The sequence below is a fragment of the Novosphingobium sp. YAF33 genome (genome assembly GCF_052113265.1).
Lineage (GTDB): Bacteria > Pseudomonadota > Alphaproteobacteria > Sphingomonadales > Sphingomonadaceae > Novosphingobium.
In genome coordinates this window covers 1-18137 of the sequence record NZ_JBFRCW010000028.1, presented here as the reverse complement: position 1 = coordinate 18137, position 18137 = coordinate 1, and the positions used below count along the sequence as shown (strand labels likewise).

General features: G+C 58.3%; 13 protein-coding genes. 9 read left to right on the top strand and 4 right to left on the bottom strand.

The window, feature by feature from the left end; translation table 11 throughout:
- The first annotated feature begins 426 nt into the window (after positions 1–426).
- Positions 427–1206, top strand: a complete 780-nt coding sequence (locus AB4Z00_RS25950; RefSeq protein ID WP_442047822.1) for a hypothetical protein — start codon at positions 427–429, stop codon at positions 1204–1206.
- A gap of 990 nt (positions 1207–2196) precedes the next feature.
- Positions 2197–5448, top strand: coding sequence for a PAS domain S-box protein (locus AB4Z00_RS25945; RefSeq protein ID WP_442047821.1), 3252 nt, complete (start codon positions 2197–2199; stop codon positions 5446–5448).
- Between the two features lie 185 nt (positions 5449–5633).
- On the opposite strand, the gene AB4Z00_RS25940 is transcribed toward AB4Z00_RS25945, so the two are convergent.
- The 4 genes from AB4Z00_RS25940 to AB4Z00_RS25925 form a co-directional block, all read right to left on the bottom strand.
- Positions 5634–6380 carry a 3'-5' exonuclease gene (locus tag AB4Z00_RS25940; protein WP_442047820.1) on the bottom strand — a complete coding sequence of 249 codons (747 nt, stop codon included), beginning with the start codon at positions 6378–6380 and terminating at the stop codon, positions 5634–5636.
- 25 nt (positions 6381–6405) lie between these two features.
- Positions 6406–7122, bottom strand: coding sequence for an RES family NAD+ phosphorylase (locus tag AB4Z00_RS25935; RefSeq protein WP_442047819.1), 717 nt, complete (start codon positions 7120–7122; stop codon positions 6406–6408).
- On the bottom strand, positions 7119–7532 hold the full coding sequence (locus tag AB4Z00_RS25930) for an MbcA/ParS/Xre antitoxin family protein (protein WP_442047818.1): 414 nt from the start codon (positions 7530–7532) through the stop codon (positions 7119–7121). The genes AB4Z00_RS25935 and AB4Z00_RS25930 overlap by 4 nt, the downstream gene beginning before the upstream one ends.
- A 1081-nt stretch (positions 7533–8613) precedes the next feature.
- Positions 8614–10386, bottom strand: coding sequence for a flavin-containing monooxygenase (locus tag AB4Z00_RS25925; protein WP_442047817.1), 1773 nt, complete (start codon positions 10384–10386; stop codon positions 8614–8616).
- A 183-nt stretch (positions 10387–10569) separates the two neighbouring features.
- Between AB4Z00_RS25925 and AB4Z00_RS25920 the strand changes: the two genes are divergently transcribed.
- The 7 genes from AB4Z00_RS25920 to AB4Z00_RS25890 all read left to right on the top strand — a co-directional run bounded on the left by AB4Z00_RS25920 (position 10570) and on the right by AB4Z00_RS25890 (position 17927).
- Positions 10570–11220 carry a TetR/AcrR family transcriptional regulator gene (locus tag AB4Z00_RS25920; RefSeq protein WP_442047816.1) on the top strand — a complete coding sequence of 217 codons (651 nt, stop codon included), beginning with the start codon at positions 10570–10572 and terminating at the stop codon, positions 11218–11220.
- An 82-nt stretch (positions 11221–11302) separates the two neighbouring features.
- A complete protein-coding gene (locus tag AB4Z00_RS25915) occupies positions 11303–12115 on the top strand; it encodes a TauD/TfdA dioxygenase family protein (RefSeq protein WP_442047815.1) in 813 nt (270 codons plus the stop codon).
- Entirely contained in the window at positions 12096–13844 is a 1749-nt protein-coding gene (locus AB4Z00_RS25910) for an FAD-binding protein (RefSeq protein WP_442047814.1), read from the top strand. Before AB4Z00_RS25915 ends, AB4Z00_RS25910 begins: the two co-directional genes overlap by 20 nt.
- A complete protein-coding gene (locus tag AB4Z00_RS25905; protein WP_442047813.1) occupies positions 13841–14419 on the top strand; it encodes an SRPBCC family protein in 579 nt (192 codons plus the stop codon). Before AB4Z00_RS25910 ends, AB4Z00_RS25905 begins: the two co-directional genes overlap by 4 nt.
- Positions 14416–14832, top strand: coding sequence for a nuclear transport factor 2 family protein (locus AB4Z00_RS25900; RefSeq protein WP_442047812.1), 417 nt, complete (start codon positions 14416–14418; stop codon positions 14830–14832). The genes AB4Z00_RS25905 and AB4Z00_RS25900 overlap by 4 nt, the downstream gene beginning before the upstream one ends.
- Before the next feature lie 640 nt (positions 14833–15472).
- Positions 15473–16420, top strand: a complete 948-nt coding sequence (locus AB4Z00_RS25895) for an alpha/beta hydrolase (protein WP_442047811.1) — start codon at positions 15473–15475, stop codon at positions 16418–16420.
- A gap of 592 nt (positions 16421–17012) precedes the next feature.
- A complete protein-coding gene (locus AB4Z00_RS25890) occupies positions 17013–17927 on the top strand; it encodes a hypothetical protein (protein ID WP_442047810.1) in 915 nt (304 codons plus the stop codon).
- The last annotated feature ends 210 nt before the right edge of the window (positions 17928–18137 follow it).

Here is an 18137-nt window from a genome sequence, read left to right as displayed (position 1 = left end):
GCCCCACTCATCGTTGGGAAATCGAACGCCTGCACAAGCGCGTCGGACGTTCGTGCAGGACGATAGCATCACGCCCGACGCGCTTGTGCAGGCGAGCGTGCCGGATTATTCAACCGCAAGACTCTCGTTATGACCGAGGGATCGCCGGGGGGCAGGTCAGGCTGCGTGACCAAAATGAATCTGCTTCCAGAAAACCGGGACGTGTCATGGCCTCTGTATAGGACTTAGACGCGGCTGATCGATAAAAACGTCTAAAATCAAATCAAAGCGCCTCTATTTCCAAACTGCGTGTTTCGCGCCCAGGTCCTTGCAGCTCTAGTCATATCCCCAATAGCGGGACGTATTTCACCCTATTGGTCTACTTCTAAATCAGCAATGGACGCTGTATTATAAGCTTTCGGACGAGGGAAAGCAGGGAACATCGAGATGGCGCCAATGATTACGCATCGACCGGTATTTGCGCCCGACGCGCGATTCTTTGCAATCACGGGCATCGTTATGGCGCTGATAAACGTCGGCGCTTTCTCTTTTTTCGCAGCCATGGGCATATCGTCGTTCCGGGCGACCATTGCGGTACATGTTCACGCGATATTGTTTATGGGGTGGGTGTTGCTGTTCGTGTGTCAGGTCTCGCTTGGCGCGGCCGGATCGCTTGCCCTTCACCGCAAGTTGGGCTGGCTGGCGGTGGGCTGGGCTCTGGCAATGGTCATTGTCGGGACTTTGTCCACGATATGGAGTGCTCAAAAGGCTTCAGTGCCCTTCTTCTTTCTACCCGCACAGTTTGTGCTAATGAACCCGCTAAGCGTGGTTCTGTTCGCGGCGCTATTGAGCGGAGCGGTGGCCAAGCGACGCGATCGCGCTTGGCATCCGCGGCTAATAATATGTGGCATGGCAGCGATCATGGGACCGTCCTTGGGCCGCTTGCTACCCGCTCCCCTGCTTATGTACTCCATGCTGACTGCAGTTTTCATTGGTATGGTCGCTTTTCCGATTGCCGGTATGATACGAGACAAGCTGCGCTACGGTCACGTGCATCCAGCGTGGTGGCTCGGCTTGGTTTCGCTTTTGCTCCTGCAACTGGCCACTGAGACGCTGGGCCGAAGCGCAGTTGCAGGGGCAATCTACTCGAGCGTGGTAGCGGGAACGCCTGGTGAACGTGTTCCCGGGCTCATCTACCAGCCGCCGCCGTTTCCAAAGGCCTCGTAACGGTTCCGTCAAGCTCACAGTGAAGTTCGCCACGATTGCGCCTCATGTGCGGACATGGCGCCGCCGACGAAAAATGCCCAAGATTGCAAAGGTGAGTTGCGTCCCGATCAGATGAAGAACGGGCAAACGGTAACAGGCGCGGCTGATGTTCACTCCTAGCGTCGTTTTGAGAAGGCACTGGGCCGTCTTCGCCCGAGGCGCATCTGAGATAATTTGGCAGGACAGGAAGCAACTCTCGTCTAAGAACGGGCTGCGTCACGCACGTAGGAAGACCTTACCTGCGGAACCCCGCGCGACCGGGTAGACGTCCATTTGCCCGGCATCGCGGAAATAAGTTAGGTGCGAGAAATATGGTTGTCTTTACAAAACGGTGATTAGACTACGCCGCTTAGCAGCTCGAGCGCTTACCGCATTATGTTATATGCAGCCCTTTAACGGAACGAGGTTGGCAATTTATTCATAGGAGATGAACTGCCATGGTCTGTCGATCACCACGAGCCTGATCAGTCCGCTCCCCCAGCGGTTGAAATTCGCTGATGTCTCGCCGCCCGGCGAATTTCAATGTGTCCTTAGCGAGCAGCCGTATGCGGCCTCGACCAACTTTCGCCGTATTCCCGGTCGGTGTTTGAACCTCTGCTCCCGTCAGAACCAGTTTTCGCCATAAGGTCGAGAGGCAAACGGTTGTAGGTCTTGCGGTCACCGATGCCCAGCGGAACCCGCGCGCTTCTGTCGGCTGCTCCTAAGATCTTCTGAGCCACATGACGACCCGCTCAAGAAAGCACGAACTGGGCAGAAAGCGATTGACTTCCATGAAGAAACGCAGGTCTTCCGTCCGAATACGTGTTTTTCAGGAAGACCGCACGCCACCTAATGACGAAACCATGCCAGTGCACTACTCGTAGCCGCGATCCTCCTGGGCTTTCAGAATTATTCTGCGGAAAAAAGGGCTTACACGTGCCAGTTCGTTGCTTCGTTGACCGCCTGAAGGAGATGGGCGGCGAGACCGCCAGCCTGATGGCTGCCAAGGACTGGTTGAAATCGGCACTTGGTCCGCCGGAGACCTGGCCGCAGTCATTGTGTTCGGTGGTCGGGCTGATGCTCGGGTCCAAGTTCCCCATGTTTGTGGCATGGGGTGAGGAGCTTGGGTTCCTTTACAACGACGCTTATGCAGAAATTCTTGGCGCCAAACATCCAGAGGCGCTCGGCGCCCGCTTTCGGGACATCTGGAGCGAAATCTGGCCCGATATTGCGCCATTGATCGAGGCAGCGCTTGCAGGGCAGGCAACGTACAGCGATGATCTTCCGCTTGTGATGAACCGACGCGGCTACGACGAGCAGACGTGGTTCACCTTTTCTTATTCTCCGGTACACGACGAGAGCGGCCGTATCGCTGGAATGTTCTGCGCGGTGGCGGAGACAACAGACAAAGTTCGCGCGGAACAGCGGCAGCAATTTGTCGTAGCGCTCGGCGATACTCTTTCCAGGCTCACCGACCCGGCTTTCCTCACGGCGGCCGCAGCCGAACTTCTGGGCAAGCATCTTGGTGTCGGGCGCGCCGGTTATGGAGAGGTTGACTCCTCGGGCCAGATCTTATCAGTCGCGCGCGACTGGAGTGACGAGGCGACGCCGTCGCTAGCCGGCGAAGCTCGAGTGTTGGACGCCTTCGGACCAGAAGTCATCGCGGAGCTGCGCGCCGGGCGTACTCTCGTCGTAGAGGACTGCCACAATGATCCTAGAACAGCATCTCCAGAGTATCTCCAGGGATGGGAAAGCATTGGCACTCGCGCGCTCGTCGTTGCGCCTCTGATTGGTGCTGGGCGGCTCATCGCTGTACTCTATGTCCATTCCGGCTCCGTTCGCATTTGGTCCGATCTCGAGGTCCGACTTGTCGAGGACGTCGGGAGCCGGACCTGGGCGGCTGTTGAGCGGGCCCAAACCGAGACCGCGCTGCGCCAGAGCGAGAGTAAGCTGCACGCCATCTTTGCGAATGCGACAGTGGGCTTGTCCGAGATTACGCCTGAGGGAAAGTTCCTGCGGGTAAACGAGGAGATGTGCCGCTTGCTGGGCCGCTCACGAGAGGAGTTGCTGCAGACGGATGTGGCCTCGGTTACCCTCCCTGCCGATCGGGAGCCAAGCAGGCAGGCGCTCACATCAGCGCTTCGGTCCGGACATACCGCCACGCTCGACAAGAGCTATGTCCGGACCGATGGTACAAGCGTTCCAGCCAACAGCCGGGTCTCACGCCTGGTGGAACCGGGAGGCGCCCCCGGCAGCCTGCTCGTCGTTACAGTTGACCTCACAGAGCGGCTGGCGGCAGAGCAGCGCCTTCGCGAGAGCGAAGCGCGCTTTCGGCTCATGGCTGATACCGTGCCGCAGATCGTCTGGATCACCGACGCGGACGGCCGTGCTGAATTCTTTAACAAGCACTGGTCTCAATATACAGGATCAGCTTATCATCCCGCGACAGCGGCTGCTGTGGCGTCCGAGCATGTTCACCCGGATGATGAAGCTTCGACGATGGAAGCTTTCGACGCGGCGCGGCGTAGCGGCACGACTTACCTGGTTGAACATCGCATTCGATCTGCCAGTGGTGCGTATCGCTGGTTCCTTGTCCGAGGTGAGCCTTATCGCGAGCACGAAGGCGGAGCGATCATTCGCTGGTTCGGTGCCTCTGTCGATATTCATGACCGTAAGCTCGCTGAAGCGCGCCTTCGTGAACTCAATGAAACGCTTGAGGTGCAGGTTGAAGCAAGGTCAGCCGAACGCGACCAGCTTTGGAACCTCTCTCAGGACATGCTTGCCAGGGCTGACTTCAGCGGGATGATGTCAGCGGTAAGCCCGGCATGGAAGCAGGTGCTGGGATGGAACGAGCATGAGCTGCTCACCCGCGGTTATGCTACCTTCATGCATCCGGACGACATGCCCCCTACCCTTGCCGCAATCGAATTGATGGGTGAAACGGGCCAGCCAACGCGCTTTGAGAACCGAATTTCCACTTCAGACGGCGGATGGAAGTCTATCGAGTGGACCGTTGCACCAGAACCCGATGGCGGGAACTTCATCGCCGTCGGTCGTGACCTGAGTCATGCCAAGGCGCGGGAGGTCGAATTACAAGCTGCGCAGGAAGCGCTTCGTCAAAGTCAGAAAATGGAGGCGATGGGCAGCCTTACAGGAGGTGTAGCACACGATTTCAACAACTTGCTGACCCCGATCATTGGCTCGCTGGACATGCTGGTCCGCAAGGGCGTCGGTAGTGAGCGCGAGCGCCGGCTCATTGACGGGGCCCTTCAATCGGCCGAGCGGGCGAAAACATTAGTACAGCGCCTGCTTGCTTTTGCGCGCCGTCAACCGCTGCAATCAGTCCCGGTCGATATCCCGACCCTCGTCGAGGAAATGGCCGGTCTGTTCGGTTCTACGGTTGGGCCGAACATCGACGTGCGTGTTGAGCTTGCGCCAGACCTCCCGCCTGCACTGGCAGACGCCAACCAGCTTGAGATGGCTCTGCTCAATCTGGCCGTCAATGCGCGCGATGCTATGCCGCAAGGCGGCGAGCTCACCCTTGTCGCTCTTCATGAAAACGTCCCCCCAAAAAATGCGGCTGGGTTGCAACCGGGACAGTATATCCGACTAAGGGTGGGAGACACAGGTACGGGTATGGACGAGGAGACGCTCGCGCGCGCTGTAGAGCCGTTCTTCTCTACCAAGGGTATCGGAAAAGGAACAGGCCTGGGCTTGTCAATGGTGCACGGGCTGACTGCACAGCTCGGCGGGGGGTTGACTATCGACAGCCAGATTGCCCGAGGTACGACCGTCACCCTTTGGTTGCCGGTCAGCGCTGCGCAAATTGATGGGGTTGAACAGCCGGCGGTTCGCGGTGAAAAGCCGGTGGGACGCGGCACCGCGCTCCTGGTCGACGACGAGGCGCTGGTGCGAATGAGTACGGCGGACATGCTGCACGATTTCGGGTTCGAAGTGGTCGAGGCGGGCTCTGCAGAGGAGGCGCTAACGCACCTGAAAGCGGGTTTGCTGCCGGACTTATTGGTCACGGATCATCTGATGCCCGGCATGAGCGGGGCCGATCTGGCCCGGGAGGTCAAGTCCTTGCGCCCGAATTTACCCGTTCTAATTGTCTCAGGTTATGCAGAAGCAGATGGCATTGCGGCAGGTCTGCCTCGCCTAACCAAACCATTTCGCAACGCGGACTTGGCGGCTTGCCTCACGGAGTTGCTCATTCCGCGCTAGAAGGCTGGCACAAGCATCGTCCATCAGATCCAACCGGACGGGGCGTTCCATTCCGCTACCCCGGATCATCGGTGCCGTTCACGTGCGCTGATCAGTATAAATGCCGGCTCACCGTAACCCGAATAGACCTCGCTCATTAACCAGATGCGTTCAGGCGCGGTCTYTTCCTCGGAAACGGCTCGCCATCAGAACCGCATTTCGGCATTCCAGCGATAGCCACGTGACTTCAAGCGGTCTTTTGCATCGAAGGGCGCATCGATGGCGTTCACTTGATAAGTCATTCTCTGCGAGCAGGCGACAAGGTGAGAGAGGATGGTCTCACCATCCGGCGCAGAATGGGAAAGCAGGTAGATCAGGGCAAGGATATCGTTTTCGGCCCTGTGTCCCTCGTAAAACCAGCCGCATTGCGAAACGAGATGAGCCAGGGCTTTCCCATCGAAGCCCAAATCAAGCCAATCCAGCTCAGCCATTGAACACGCCCATGGATGACCAGCTATGGCTGGCAGTCGGCGATCAACGAATGGCCGGTCAAACGCGGCATTGTGTGCTACGATGATGTCGGCGGAGGACAGGATCTCCATCGCCGCGGCCTCGTCAATCACTTGGCCGGCTAGATCATCAGCTGTCAAACCGGTGAGTTTTGTAATCTTCGGGTCTAACGGGATGCCAGGATCCTCGCGCCACACTCGGGGAAGACCCACCTGAATAATGCGCCCTCTCCCATCGAACCGGAACCGCTGAATAGCAAGTTCAATGATGCGATCGGCCGCGCGATCGAGCCCCGTCGTCTCGACATCAATCGCCACGCCGATCCGACTGCCCGCCTGCGGATCTGCTTGATGAAAGGCAGCCACCGGGCGCAGCCTTCGCAGCACTTTGAAATCGGGATGGCCGTCCAGCTCCGCGATCATCCTTTCATCCAGATCATTCACTGCGCTCGTCCGACTAGCTTTTTCGTCACGAAGCATCGATGACACGGAACACCGCGCCTTTGCCAGCGTCCCGGACGAGGTCAACCCTCTTGCCGTTCCAGTGGTAATCCAGATGGCGTCCTTGAATGGGCTCTGAAGCACAGTCAGGGTGAAAGAGCGCGACGCATTCACCGCCAGGGTGCCGGACGCTGGGATAAGCAATCCCATTCGAGCCCCCGTTTCGCAGGTTGGCCGCCAAGTCCTGGGCTATGGAATAATCATCTGGATCCAAAAAAGCGCTTGAGCTTTCGCCTCGCAAGTCATGGAGATCGGCGCGCACCGTCAGGATGATCTCTCGAAATTGGGACGTCCACCCTGCCGGTTCGGCAGTCTTGGACATGAAGCGCGCGTGATGGTGGATCGTCTCGAACAAGGCCGTTTCATAACTGCGCGCGACGTAGAGCGTCCCAAAATGTCCAGCTGAGAACCGGCTGGGGCGATCCGTGCTGACATGCGTGAACGACGCCATGAGATAGGAAGCTCCCGGTCCGCCTACTCGCCGTTCGGGCGGGACGAGCTCGATATTCCCGATAGTCGCCATGACACGCGGGTTCGTCTTCTGCTCGGCCGAGAGGAGGAGAGGCCAGTCGGCCGGGTCCGCTATGTCCTCGAACAAGTCTATCGGAGGAAAGACGCTGCGTATGATTCTGACTGCCCCATGCCACTCGACCCGGCTGACCGGCAACGCGCCCTCCGTGCTCACCAGCCGCCGCGCTCCGCATCAAGGTAACGCCGAACCCGCATAATGTCCGTGAGTTCGCCGCCGAGCATCACCTGTAATGCGCTAGCTCCTTCGAAGGCGGCGTTGCCAGCCTTGATCCAGTCATATCCACGCTGAGGCTCTTGGAAGATGATCCTCAACGCCTTGTGAATTCCCATAATGTTGGATAGCCGCGCCAGACCGTCACGTGAGAGACGTCCAGGTCCTTCAGCCTTCCAGCGACGAAAAGTGCGTAGCGGCGTGTCTGTAAGCACCGCTGCCTGCTCGTCCGTCAATCCCCAGCGTGAAAACAGGTTTAGCGCTGCACGGAAGAGTGCGCCTCCTTCTGCTTGGGTAATGGGCTCCGGCCGGAAAGGTATGGCAGCTGTATCTATAGCCTGCAGCAGGGTCATCGAATCCTCCGTGTGGCAGTATGTAAGCAAGTCCATGCCATATGGCAAGCCGGGAGAAATAGCGAATTAATTGGACCGTCAGCGCGAAGCCTGCTTTTCGGACTTAGTGCGCCGCTCGCCGATAAGCGCCGACCCTACCGAGCCTATGTCGAGGCGAGAGGTCGATTGCGTCAGGATTCAACACCCGCCTCAACGATGATGATAGTTGCAATGAAGCGTAGGCCGGCCGACGTCACTTCGTCATCGCAGTTCTCAAGAATGAGTAAACGCCCAAGGCCAAGAACCTGACAACGTGCGGCTTGCACATCTCAGTTAGTTCAGCAGGCATCAGCCAACGGGCACCGAAGTCGATTTTCCTGTGCTCCAGCTTTCTCAATTCGCCGGGACGAAGAAAGCCTGAGGAACGATACGCGGGGCGATACGCGTTTAGGTCTTTGCCATACCCGTCAATTTCTCGGATGAGTTCTGGCACCTTCGCCAGTTCGAGCGACGCTGCCTACCGCATCATCGTTAGCAAATGAGGCCTCCGCAGGACCTTCGCTGGTTTGTTCCCTTGCGATGGAAAGCGACTGCGTCGCAATACTCCGGTCGGAGAAAGGCCTTCCCGGTTCACGCTTCAAAGTGCTCCTTGCGTTCAAAGCTCTTGAGGGGCCCGAGAACTTTGTAAGCAGATATTACGGCGATCGGGGGATGGCCGACGAGGGGGCAATTCATCTCCGAAAGATACCGCATCCTTTCGTGCCATATATTCAATGAATTTGTCGGTGACGATCTGGAACGCGGCGGCTGCCGCAGCCCCGCCTCCAAGTTTGACCATCTCGTCGCAATTTTGCGGGTCAGGAGATCCCAGTTACTTCCTGAAGCAGCCGGCATGACGTCTGCGCGACAACCACAATTTTGATAAATCTTAAGAAACACGGGTTCTACGCGAGGTGCAGCCTCGCTATGGCTGGTTCGAAAAAAGCTCCATTGCCGCCTAATGCGTGCCAAGGCACCAACGAGCGATATTGATGGACAGCCCGCGACTTCACCTGGTCTGCGGTTCACTCAAGAATCGTGGCCGGCCGGCATCTCGCTTTTATCATGCAGGTTCATTTTCCGATTGAGCCGCGCAACCACGGCCCAGCTCAAGCCCGGCGAGGTTGCCGCGATCGCGCCAATCGGTGACGAGCTGCTCGAATGCAGCCCAACCCGGCCCGTACGCTTCGCCGAGATACCAGCGGTTCTTGGAGGTATCGCCGTCATTGTTAAAGTAGCTCGGCGGGCACTCGCGCTGAAGATGCGAGATGTCGATCGCGGTCGATCTGATGAGCTCCACCCATTCGTTCTGCGCGTGCAGCGTAGGTTCGACGGTCGTCAGACCACGATCCAGCGCCTCCTTGATGATGTAGGCGATGTGATACCCTTGGCGGCTGAACTGATGCGTGGTGGTGGCGAAGAAACCGCCCTGAATATAGCCCGTGAAGAACTGGTTCGGGAAATTGTGCGCCATCACGCCGTGCAGAGTGCGGAAGCCATCTTCCCAGTATTTATATAATGAGAGCGCATCGCGCCCTTCGATCGCCTGGATGCCCCAGCGGCGCTCGAGGTCCGAGGTAACCTCGAAACCACTCGCTGATACGAGGCAGTCGATTTCGTACTCCACGCCCTCATGGAGGAACCCTTTCTCGGTCATCCGCTCGACGCCGCGCGTACTCGATACGTCTATCAGCCTTACATTCGGCTCATTGAACGCCTCGTAATAATGATTGCTGGAAAGCGGCCTCTTGCAGTTGAAGTAGAAGTACTGCTTGAGAGCTTCGGCGGTCGCCTCGTCTTCAACGATGGCGGCAACACGCTGGCGCATCCGCTCCATGACCCGGAAATCCATGGCCTCGCGCTTCTTCATGAACTCTGCGGGTGACTGCGGCCAACCTGCAACGTCGAACTCGGCCGCGAGATTGCGATTGATTTCGGTCCAGATGTCGCAAATCATATCTGGCTGACCGGACTGCAGCCCGTTTACCGCCGCGTCGTGGAAGTTGAGCTGTCGCTCATGCTGCCATCCCGGTTTCAGCGACCTGGCCCAGTTGGGATCGGTCGGTGGGTTGGGCCGCTCGTCGACACTCGAAGGCGTGCGCTGGATTACGTAAAGCTGCTTCGCGTACTTAGCGAGATAGGGGATAGCCTGGATCGCGGTCGCGCCCGTGCCCACAATTGCGACGCGCTTGTCTGCAAGCTTGCTCAGGACAGGATTGCGCCATTCACCGCCTGTGTACTCGTAATCCCAGCGCGCAGTGTGAAAAATCCTCCCTTTGAATCTTCGGATGCCGGGAATTCCCGGCAGCTTTGGCTTATTCAGCGGCCCCCCGCACATGACAATGAAACGAGCGCGTATGTCGTCGCCGCGATTGGTCGCAATACGCCAGCGATCAATCGACGCATCCCACTTCAGCGAGCGCACCAAGGTGTGAAACAAGGCGCCCTCATACAGTTCGTATTGCCTGGCTACCCGTTGGCAATGTTCCTGGATCTCGTAACCGTCGGAGAACTTTTTGGCGGGAACAAAGCCCGTTTCTTCAAGCAGCGGCAGGTAGCAATAGGCATCATTGTCGCACTGAATCCCCGGGTAGCGGTTCCAGTACCAAACGCCGCCGACGTCGCCGGCGTGCTCGATCAGGCGAAAATTCGATATACCGGCGTTGCGAAGATGAACACCGGCCATGATCCCCGACCAGCCCGCTCCTAGCACAGCTACATCGAGGTCCTCGCAAAGCGGATCCCTCGCCTCCACCAACATATGAGGATCATCCTCGTAGGTGGCGGCAAAATCTGCTTCTGCCTTGATGTACTGGTTCTGGCCCTCCGGCCGCAACCGGCGAGCGCGCTCCTGTGCATATCGCTTACGAAGAGCTTCGATATTGATCTCTTCGCAAGATGGAACTCGAGTCGGCCTGCACGTCATACGCTCGCTCGCTAGTTATGATACTGCAATGGTCTTTTGCGGTGACATAGGGTATGGTGTATGTCAACCACGGGCTTCAAGACGAGGGTAGGCATGAATACGTCCAGCGAAACGATGGCCAAGAAGAGGACGCGTGGCCGACCTCGGCAGGACGAGGTCGAAATCATCGATACCAAGCTCCTCGAGGGAGCACTTCAGGAATTTATCAAGACGGGATACGGCGGCACGGCAATGTCGCAAATCGTTCGTGCGCTTGGGATATCCAAGACCACCCTCTATTCGCGCTTCGCCTCGAAAGAAGCTCTGTTTCAAGCAATCGTCACGCGTCAGGTAGATCGCCTCTCCGGCGCAACAGCACTTCAGGTCGACGGCGCCTGGCTGGAGCTGGGAATGGGCCTTCGAGCTTATGCAAACCGCACGCTTGAGGTCAGCCTTGAGGGCGAGCTTAGACAGGTAAATCTGCTGATTTACAGCGAAGCGCATCGCTTCCCCGAATTGGGGAAGGCCGCTGCGGAGCGCTCGCAGCAGGGCATCGAGCAAATATCCGAATTCATTATCCGGTGCGCTGAACGCGACCAGGTTTCAGTCCGTGACCCGGTCGGCGTGGCCGAGGCGTTCATTTTCATGCTGCGTGGTTGGTACGTGAACGTCCTGCTTACAGATCAGCCGGTGAGCGCCGCCGTACGGGAAGCCTGGGTCGAGCGCGCCGTTGCCGTTCTACTATCAGATCGGTCCAATTGGTAACCATACTGCCTCGCTCTTGACACCACTCCGACGTACTGCACATAAAGTCCATATCAGTATCATTCCATCATCGGAGTCGTTCATGAACTTTGAGGTCATTCCCCTGACGGCGTCGATAGGCTCGGAAATTCGCTCATCTGCCGGACAGATAGTCAGTCCGCAGGGGGCGGCGAAACTCCGCGAAGTTCTGATCGAACGCGGTATTGTAGTGGTGCGCGGTGTCGGGCTCACGGACGACGAGCAGCTGGCACTATCCAATCTCATGGGCACGGTTCGCGATGAGGGCGAGCGAGGCGTCATGAAGATCACGATGGACAAGAGCGAAAATGCCGCCGCGGAATTCCTCAAAGGCTCGTGGCTCTGGCATCTCGACGGGACCCATGATGACGTTCCGATTTTCGCTTCCTTGCTGAGCGGTCGCGTCCTCTCCCAAGTGGGAGGTCAGACCGAATTCGCCAACACACATGCTGCCTACGATGCCCTGCCGGACGAGATGAAGGCACGCATCGAAGGGCTGAAAGTCGCCCATAGCATCGGCGTTTCGATGCGCCGCGCCGGCGTCGAGGCCAGCCCCGAAAACGAAGCACGTTGGCGAATGGCGCCAGACAAGATCCATAATCTGGTCTGGACGCACAAATCGGGACGCAGGTCCCTTGTGATCGGGTGCCACGCCTCGCACGTGGTCGGCATGGACCGCGAGGAAAGCGACGCGCTCCTCGAAGAACTGCTCGCGTGGACGACGCAGTCGCGCTTTGTCTATCGGCACGAGTGGACCGTGGGCGATCTGGTCATCTGGGACAATACGGGCGTCTTGCACCGCGCAGAGCCCTACCCGATCGACAGCGGCCGGATGATGCATCGCACAACGCTGCTTGGTGAAGAAGCATTCGCCTGACGCCGCCGAAACTGATCTCAGAGAGGATTTCGAGATGACACCGAATGTTCCCGCGCATTGGGATCTTGAGGCGGATCTGGTCGCGATCGGATCCGGTGGCGGCGGCCTGTGTGCGGCGATCACGGCTGCCGATCACGGATTGAGCGCGCTGGTTCTGGAAGCCTCTGACGAACTGGGGGGCGTCACCGCCTACTCGATGGGTGAGGTCTGGATTCCGGGCAATCACCTTGCGGTCGAAGCCGGGATCGAAGACAGCATGGAAAGCGGTTTCCGGTACGTCCACTCGCTTGCCATGGGGTACGGCGAGGAAGCGCTGATGCGCAATCAGGCGATTCACGGGCCGGTTGCGCTTAAGTACTTTGAGGAAACGATCGGCCTCAAGATGATGCCGATCGCAAATTTCGCCGACTATTACTTTCCGCACAACAACGATGCGACCTCTGAAGGTCGGTATCTGGAGGTCCGGCCCTTCCCTGCCGAGACGCTGGGAGAGTGGCAGCACAAGACACGCCTGTCGCCGCACATTCCGGCCGGGTTTACGCACCAGGACATCTTCGGCGGTGGGGGCCTCGCCAACATGCTGGGGTGGGATTACGGCTTGCTCGCCGAGCGCTTGGAAAAGGATGAGCGCTGCATCGGGCCAGGCCTTGCAGCCTATTACGTCAAGGGTGCGATCGACAAAGGCGTAGATCTGCAGGTCGGCATCAGCGCTGAAGCTCTGATCAATGATGGAGAGCGCGTTGTCGGGGTTCGTGCCAAGCGCGGCGGCCGGGACGTTTTCGTAAAGGCGAGACGCGGCGTTGTGATCGCAGTCAGCGGTTTCGAGCGCAACAAGCAACTCAACAAGGATCTGAGCTTGCTGATCGATGCCGGCTCGATGGTCATGGGTACAGTTGATGGGGCGGCTATGCGACTGGCTGGTCCGGTAGGCGGCCGGATCGCTCGGGTCCCCGATCCACCGGCACTCGGCGTCCACATCCCGGGCGAAGAACATGACAATGGTTCTCCGTTGTGGCGGGGAGCCATCCCGCTCATGGGCCTGCCCCACACAATCGTTGTGAACAAGGCGGGCAAGCGGTTCAGCAACGAGGCCTTCTATCGCTCGGTCTATTTCGCAGCCGATCACATAGACGGAGCCACGCAGACGACGCCCAATCTGCCGTGCTGGATCGTTCTCGATGGGCAAGCCCGAGCCAAGTATCCGTTCGGATCCAGCATGCCAGGCGAGGACCTGCCCGAAGGCCTGAGCGTGAAGGCGAATTCGATCAGCGAACTTGCCGGAAAAATCGGGGTCGATGCCCAGGCTCTTTCCGACACTATCGAGCGGTTCAACGCTGGCGCTGAAGTTGGCCAGGATCCCGACTTCAAGCGGGGTACGTTCCCATGGGGCGCCAACATGTGCGGTGATCTCAAGCATACGCCCAACCCGAACCTGGGCGCCCTGCGGGAAGCGCCTTTCTACGCTGTGGAACTCAAGCCGATCGGCGGCGGGGGGATCAGCGGCACGGGCCTCGTCGCAGACCAGCATTGCCGTGTTCTTGGCTGGGACAACAAACCGATTGAAGGTCTCTACGCTGCTGGCGGTTCTGTCGTCCGCTTCGACACGGGGGCGGTGATGCAAAGCGGCATGTCGAATGCGCGCGGAATGACTCACGGCTACCTGTCCGGCCGACATGCCGCTGGGCAGCCGAGCGATCTCCTCGAAACCGCACTGGGCGCATCGGTATGATCGAGACCGAACAGTCCATCGTCATCGACGCTCCGATCGAAGATGTCTGGGGATACGCCAAGGACATCAACGGATGGGCGAAGCTCATGCCTGGTCTGCAGGACTGCGCGATCATCGATGACGATGATTCGCATTGGACCCTCAAAGTGGGGGTCGGCGCGCTTGTGCGTACCGTCAAAGTCTTTGTCCACGTGAACCGTTGGTCCGGTCCCGGCGAAGTCGACTTCGCCTATAGCCTGCAAGGCGACCCCGTAAGGGGCGGCGGTGTCTATCGGGCCAAAGCCCTTTCGCCAAACCAGACCGAAGTCACGTTGGGCGTACAGGTGATCGGCGAAGGACCCATGGCCCCGATGTGGGAGGCAATGGGCAAGCCGCTGCTCCCGAAATTCGCTCGTGCCTTCGCCGAGCAGTTCAAAGCGGAAATCAAGCAGGCAAGTCCGGAACCAGCAATGGCGGGCCCGGCAACTGACATGGCGCCGAAGAGGGGTTTCCTCGCTCTCGCGCGGGGCTGGCTCCGGCGGCTCTTCCGCAGCGAAGGCGTTGCGCGGCAAAACCTGAAGGGAGAAAGCAGATGAGCCAGCAGAACAAGGACCTGGTCGTCAAATTCATCAAGGCATTCAGCGACGGCGACGCTGTGGCGGCTGAAACTTGTCTGGCACCTGGAGCACAGACGCTGGCCAAGGGATTTGGCAAGCTTTCTGGGCCGAGGCCACGCGAATTGATCCTCGCGACAACGGCCGCTTTCAAGGACATGATCCCGACTGGCCTTCAGCCGCATTTCGTAACCGTGACCGCCGAGGGCGAACGGGTCGTGGTGGAATTCGAAGGTAACGCCACGCTCGCGAATGGTACGGATTATCGCAATCAATATTGCATGGTCTTCACCCTTGAGAATGGCCTGATCAAACTCGTGAACGAGTATTACTGCACGCTCCTCGCCGACGAACGCATTCTGCCGCTGCTCGCGGATGTCGAGGCACAGCGCTGATTTTTGGGGGAGATGGGCTGATGCCCCAAAAGGTGGCCCTTGTCACTGGAGGCGCCGCCGGCATAGGTGTGCGCCTGCGCGAAGAGATTGGCGCAAGACGGCGCGGCTGTCTGCTTTCTTGATCTCGACGCTGATCAAAGCGCCGAAACTGTCGCCTCCATTATGAAGGATAGTGGCCAAGGGTTAGCCCTAGCTTGCGTTTCTCTAATAGGGACCAGGCCGGTTCGCGTTAGCAAATGGACGGCGCAATACGGCGCTATCAACGTTCTGTTAAACATCGCTGCGATCACCGACTAATCGTTATTGTTCGAAATGAATGATCAGCATTCAGATGCGAATCATATGTTCAATCTAACTGTCCCTTCATTATAAACCTGGCGGTCCTGCCGGTATTATCCGGAACGCGCTTGGGTTTCACCTTAATCCAGTTGTTCCTTTTTTTTCGAATACGCTTGCCGTTGTTAAAAAATGCCGGCCGGGATTGAGAGATGCTTCAAGAGATGCGGCCAAACGCCTTTCAGCAGGGCTGGTATGACCGAGACAGTCATCTGATCGAATGCTAAAGCTCTACCATCGTTATGTATTCTGAGGGCTGAGGGTCGCCGGGATCTAAGCTCGAGATTGTGAAACTGGGGGCAGCATGTTGAAGCAATTCCTTTTCATCGGCGTCTGCGCCTGCGTGCTCGCCGGGTGCACTGATGGGTCCACGGGGCAGGCTCAGGCAAAAGAAATGCCCGGCGCGGCGGAACAACGTGGAGACGGGCTGCCTTACGAGATCAGTGATAGCGAGGTGTGGGACGTACCGGATCCCGTATCGCAACGAGGCTATCAGGTCTTCGTGGCACTGCCGCCGTCCTATCGCACGCAGCCCGAACGCCGATATCCGGTGATTTATGCGACGGACGCCGATTATGCGTTTCCACTGCTCAAGCAGATCGGGCGTCGTCTCAATGTCGAAGGACCGAAGATCGAAGAGTTCATCCTCATAGGGCTTTCCTATGCAAAAGAAGAAGGTGGAATGGAGAGCCGCCGCCGCGATTACACCCCGACGGAAAACGGCCCTGCCGGATCACCGAAGGAGGCATTACACGGTCAAGGGAAGGCCTACCAAACTTATGTTCGAGACCAAGTGCTGCCCTTCGTAGCTCAACGCTACAGAACGGACGAGAAGCGGGGGATTCTCCTAGGCCATTCATACGGCTCATTACTCGGCATGCAGATCCTGCTGAGCGAGCCTGGCCTGTTTGATGGCTATATTCTTGGGAGTCCCTCGTTCTGGTATGATCGACATTATATGATAAATCAGGCGCGTGCGTACACGACCAGCCATGACGACTTGCCCGCGCGGGTTTACATGTACGTCGGCGAATACGAAGAGACGCGCCCAGGCGATGCGCGGTTTTCCCAATCCGCCAACATGGTGACTGATACGAAGAACATGGACCAGATCCTGCGATCCCGCCAATATCGCTCCTTGCATTTGCAGACGGAAGTTCTCAATGACGAGGATCACGTCAGCGTCGCGCCGCGGGGCTTCACTCTCGGACTGAAGTACCTTCTGCCAGTGATAGCGGGGCCCCGCCAGTGAGATGGAGGCCGATCATAGCGAATGAAACGTGGACGCTGAGCCTGCGGATATATGGTCTGCGTAACGCGAGCGCCAGTCAGTGAGGCAATGCCCGTCATTCGACCTGGCCTTGGCCCCAACAGCTTTCGTGAGCACAAGACATTCGTCGCCGAATTTTTTATGTCCCGCAGGCCTATTGCGCTTAATTGCGAACAGGACTGGGTTAAAGGCAAATATGAAGTGTCCTATCGAGGCTCGATCTTATGCTGATAACAGTTCTCGTTGCAGCCATGGCTTTGCCGCAGGACGTAGTGCGGGCAGATCGAGTCTCTGGCATGCTGCCGGTCGGTATCGGTCAGGATGAGGTTGCGATTCCGGCGATAACCGATGCCGCCGTTCAAAGATGTGTTCGATTTTTCGAAGACGAACTGGCGCCCCAGGCGGGGATGCGTATTGACCGTCGCGCGATGACGTCGAGCTCGCAACAAGGGCAGATCTGGCGGGCGGACGCGGTAGCAGTAAAACCGCCCCTGCACGCCTCGCGTTTCACTTGCACCAGGGACGACAAAACTATCGAGCCATTAGGCGCCCCAGCGGCGGAATAGGGGCAGTCATGGGCCATAAGAAAGAAAATTCCCTGAACACACAGATTGGTACGCTGTTATGCTGCCTTCTGGCTCTCACACCGACCGTGGCGCTGGCCGGCCCGTCGCAGTGGTGGTTCGTTGCACAGGGAGCCGATCGGGTTCTATTCGTCGATGTGGGCTCGATCCAGCGCGAGGGTGATATAGTCCGGTATCAGGCCAGTCAGGTTATACGCGATCCCGACAATCCGGCCGCCCTCATCCGCGCGTTTATGTTGACGGACTGCAAGAAGCGAACCGAAGGCTGGGAAATGGTGATGCGCTATGGCGCCGATGATCAGCGCCTAGATGAGACGGCGATAAGCTATCCGACTGAAGCCGTGATGCCTGACACGATTGGCGATGCGCAGCTGCATTTCGTGTGCGCCGCCGAACGCACGCCGACCGAGGGCTTCCCCCTGAAGATCGACGAAGTCGCTTTTGCCGAGGCCCTGATTGCCGACACCTCGGCGGCGGAAAGCCCGGCGGCAATGCATGAACGCATGCGCCTTGATCCCACGGTGCCAGTCATCCGTTCAAAGGCGCCTGGCGTCGAAACCTTCGGTACGCCGCAGACCGCTCTGGCGGGAAATGCTGTCGTTCCGCCGCGGGATTATGCGAAGGGTGTGCAGAACCCTGTAGCCAGCGATTACGACACGGATGTGGTTGGCGAGATCTACGACATCGCCTATATGGGTGTTGAACAAGGCACGCTGATGTTCGAGAAGCGGGGCTACACCATCGACGACCTCGCCCATGCGGGTTCTGGCCAGCCCATGCGGTTTCCGGAAGCGCAGAGGGCGGTCCGGATCGGCGATTTCCTGATCGACGTGCTCGAAGCCACCTCGCAAACTTTGCGGTTTCGCGCACGGCTCATCCGCGACGGCGCGGAAGGACAAGGCTGATGATCAAGGCCTTGCGGCCCATGATCGCCGTTGCCCTGGTAAGTGTGAGAACACCGGTAATAAAAGGGGCCATCCGTCGGCTGAGAGCACCGGGATAAAAAGGGGCCAGTCCTGCTAACCTCCGTTTTTGGGCGGAGGAGAAGGATGAAGAGAGTGGAGCTTTATCAGAAGGTCCGGCGTGCGGTGATGATCGAGTGCGGTGATGATCGA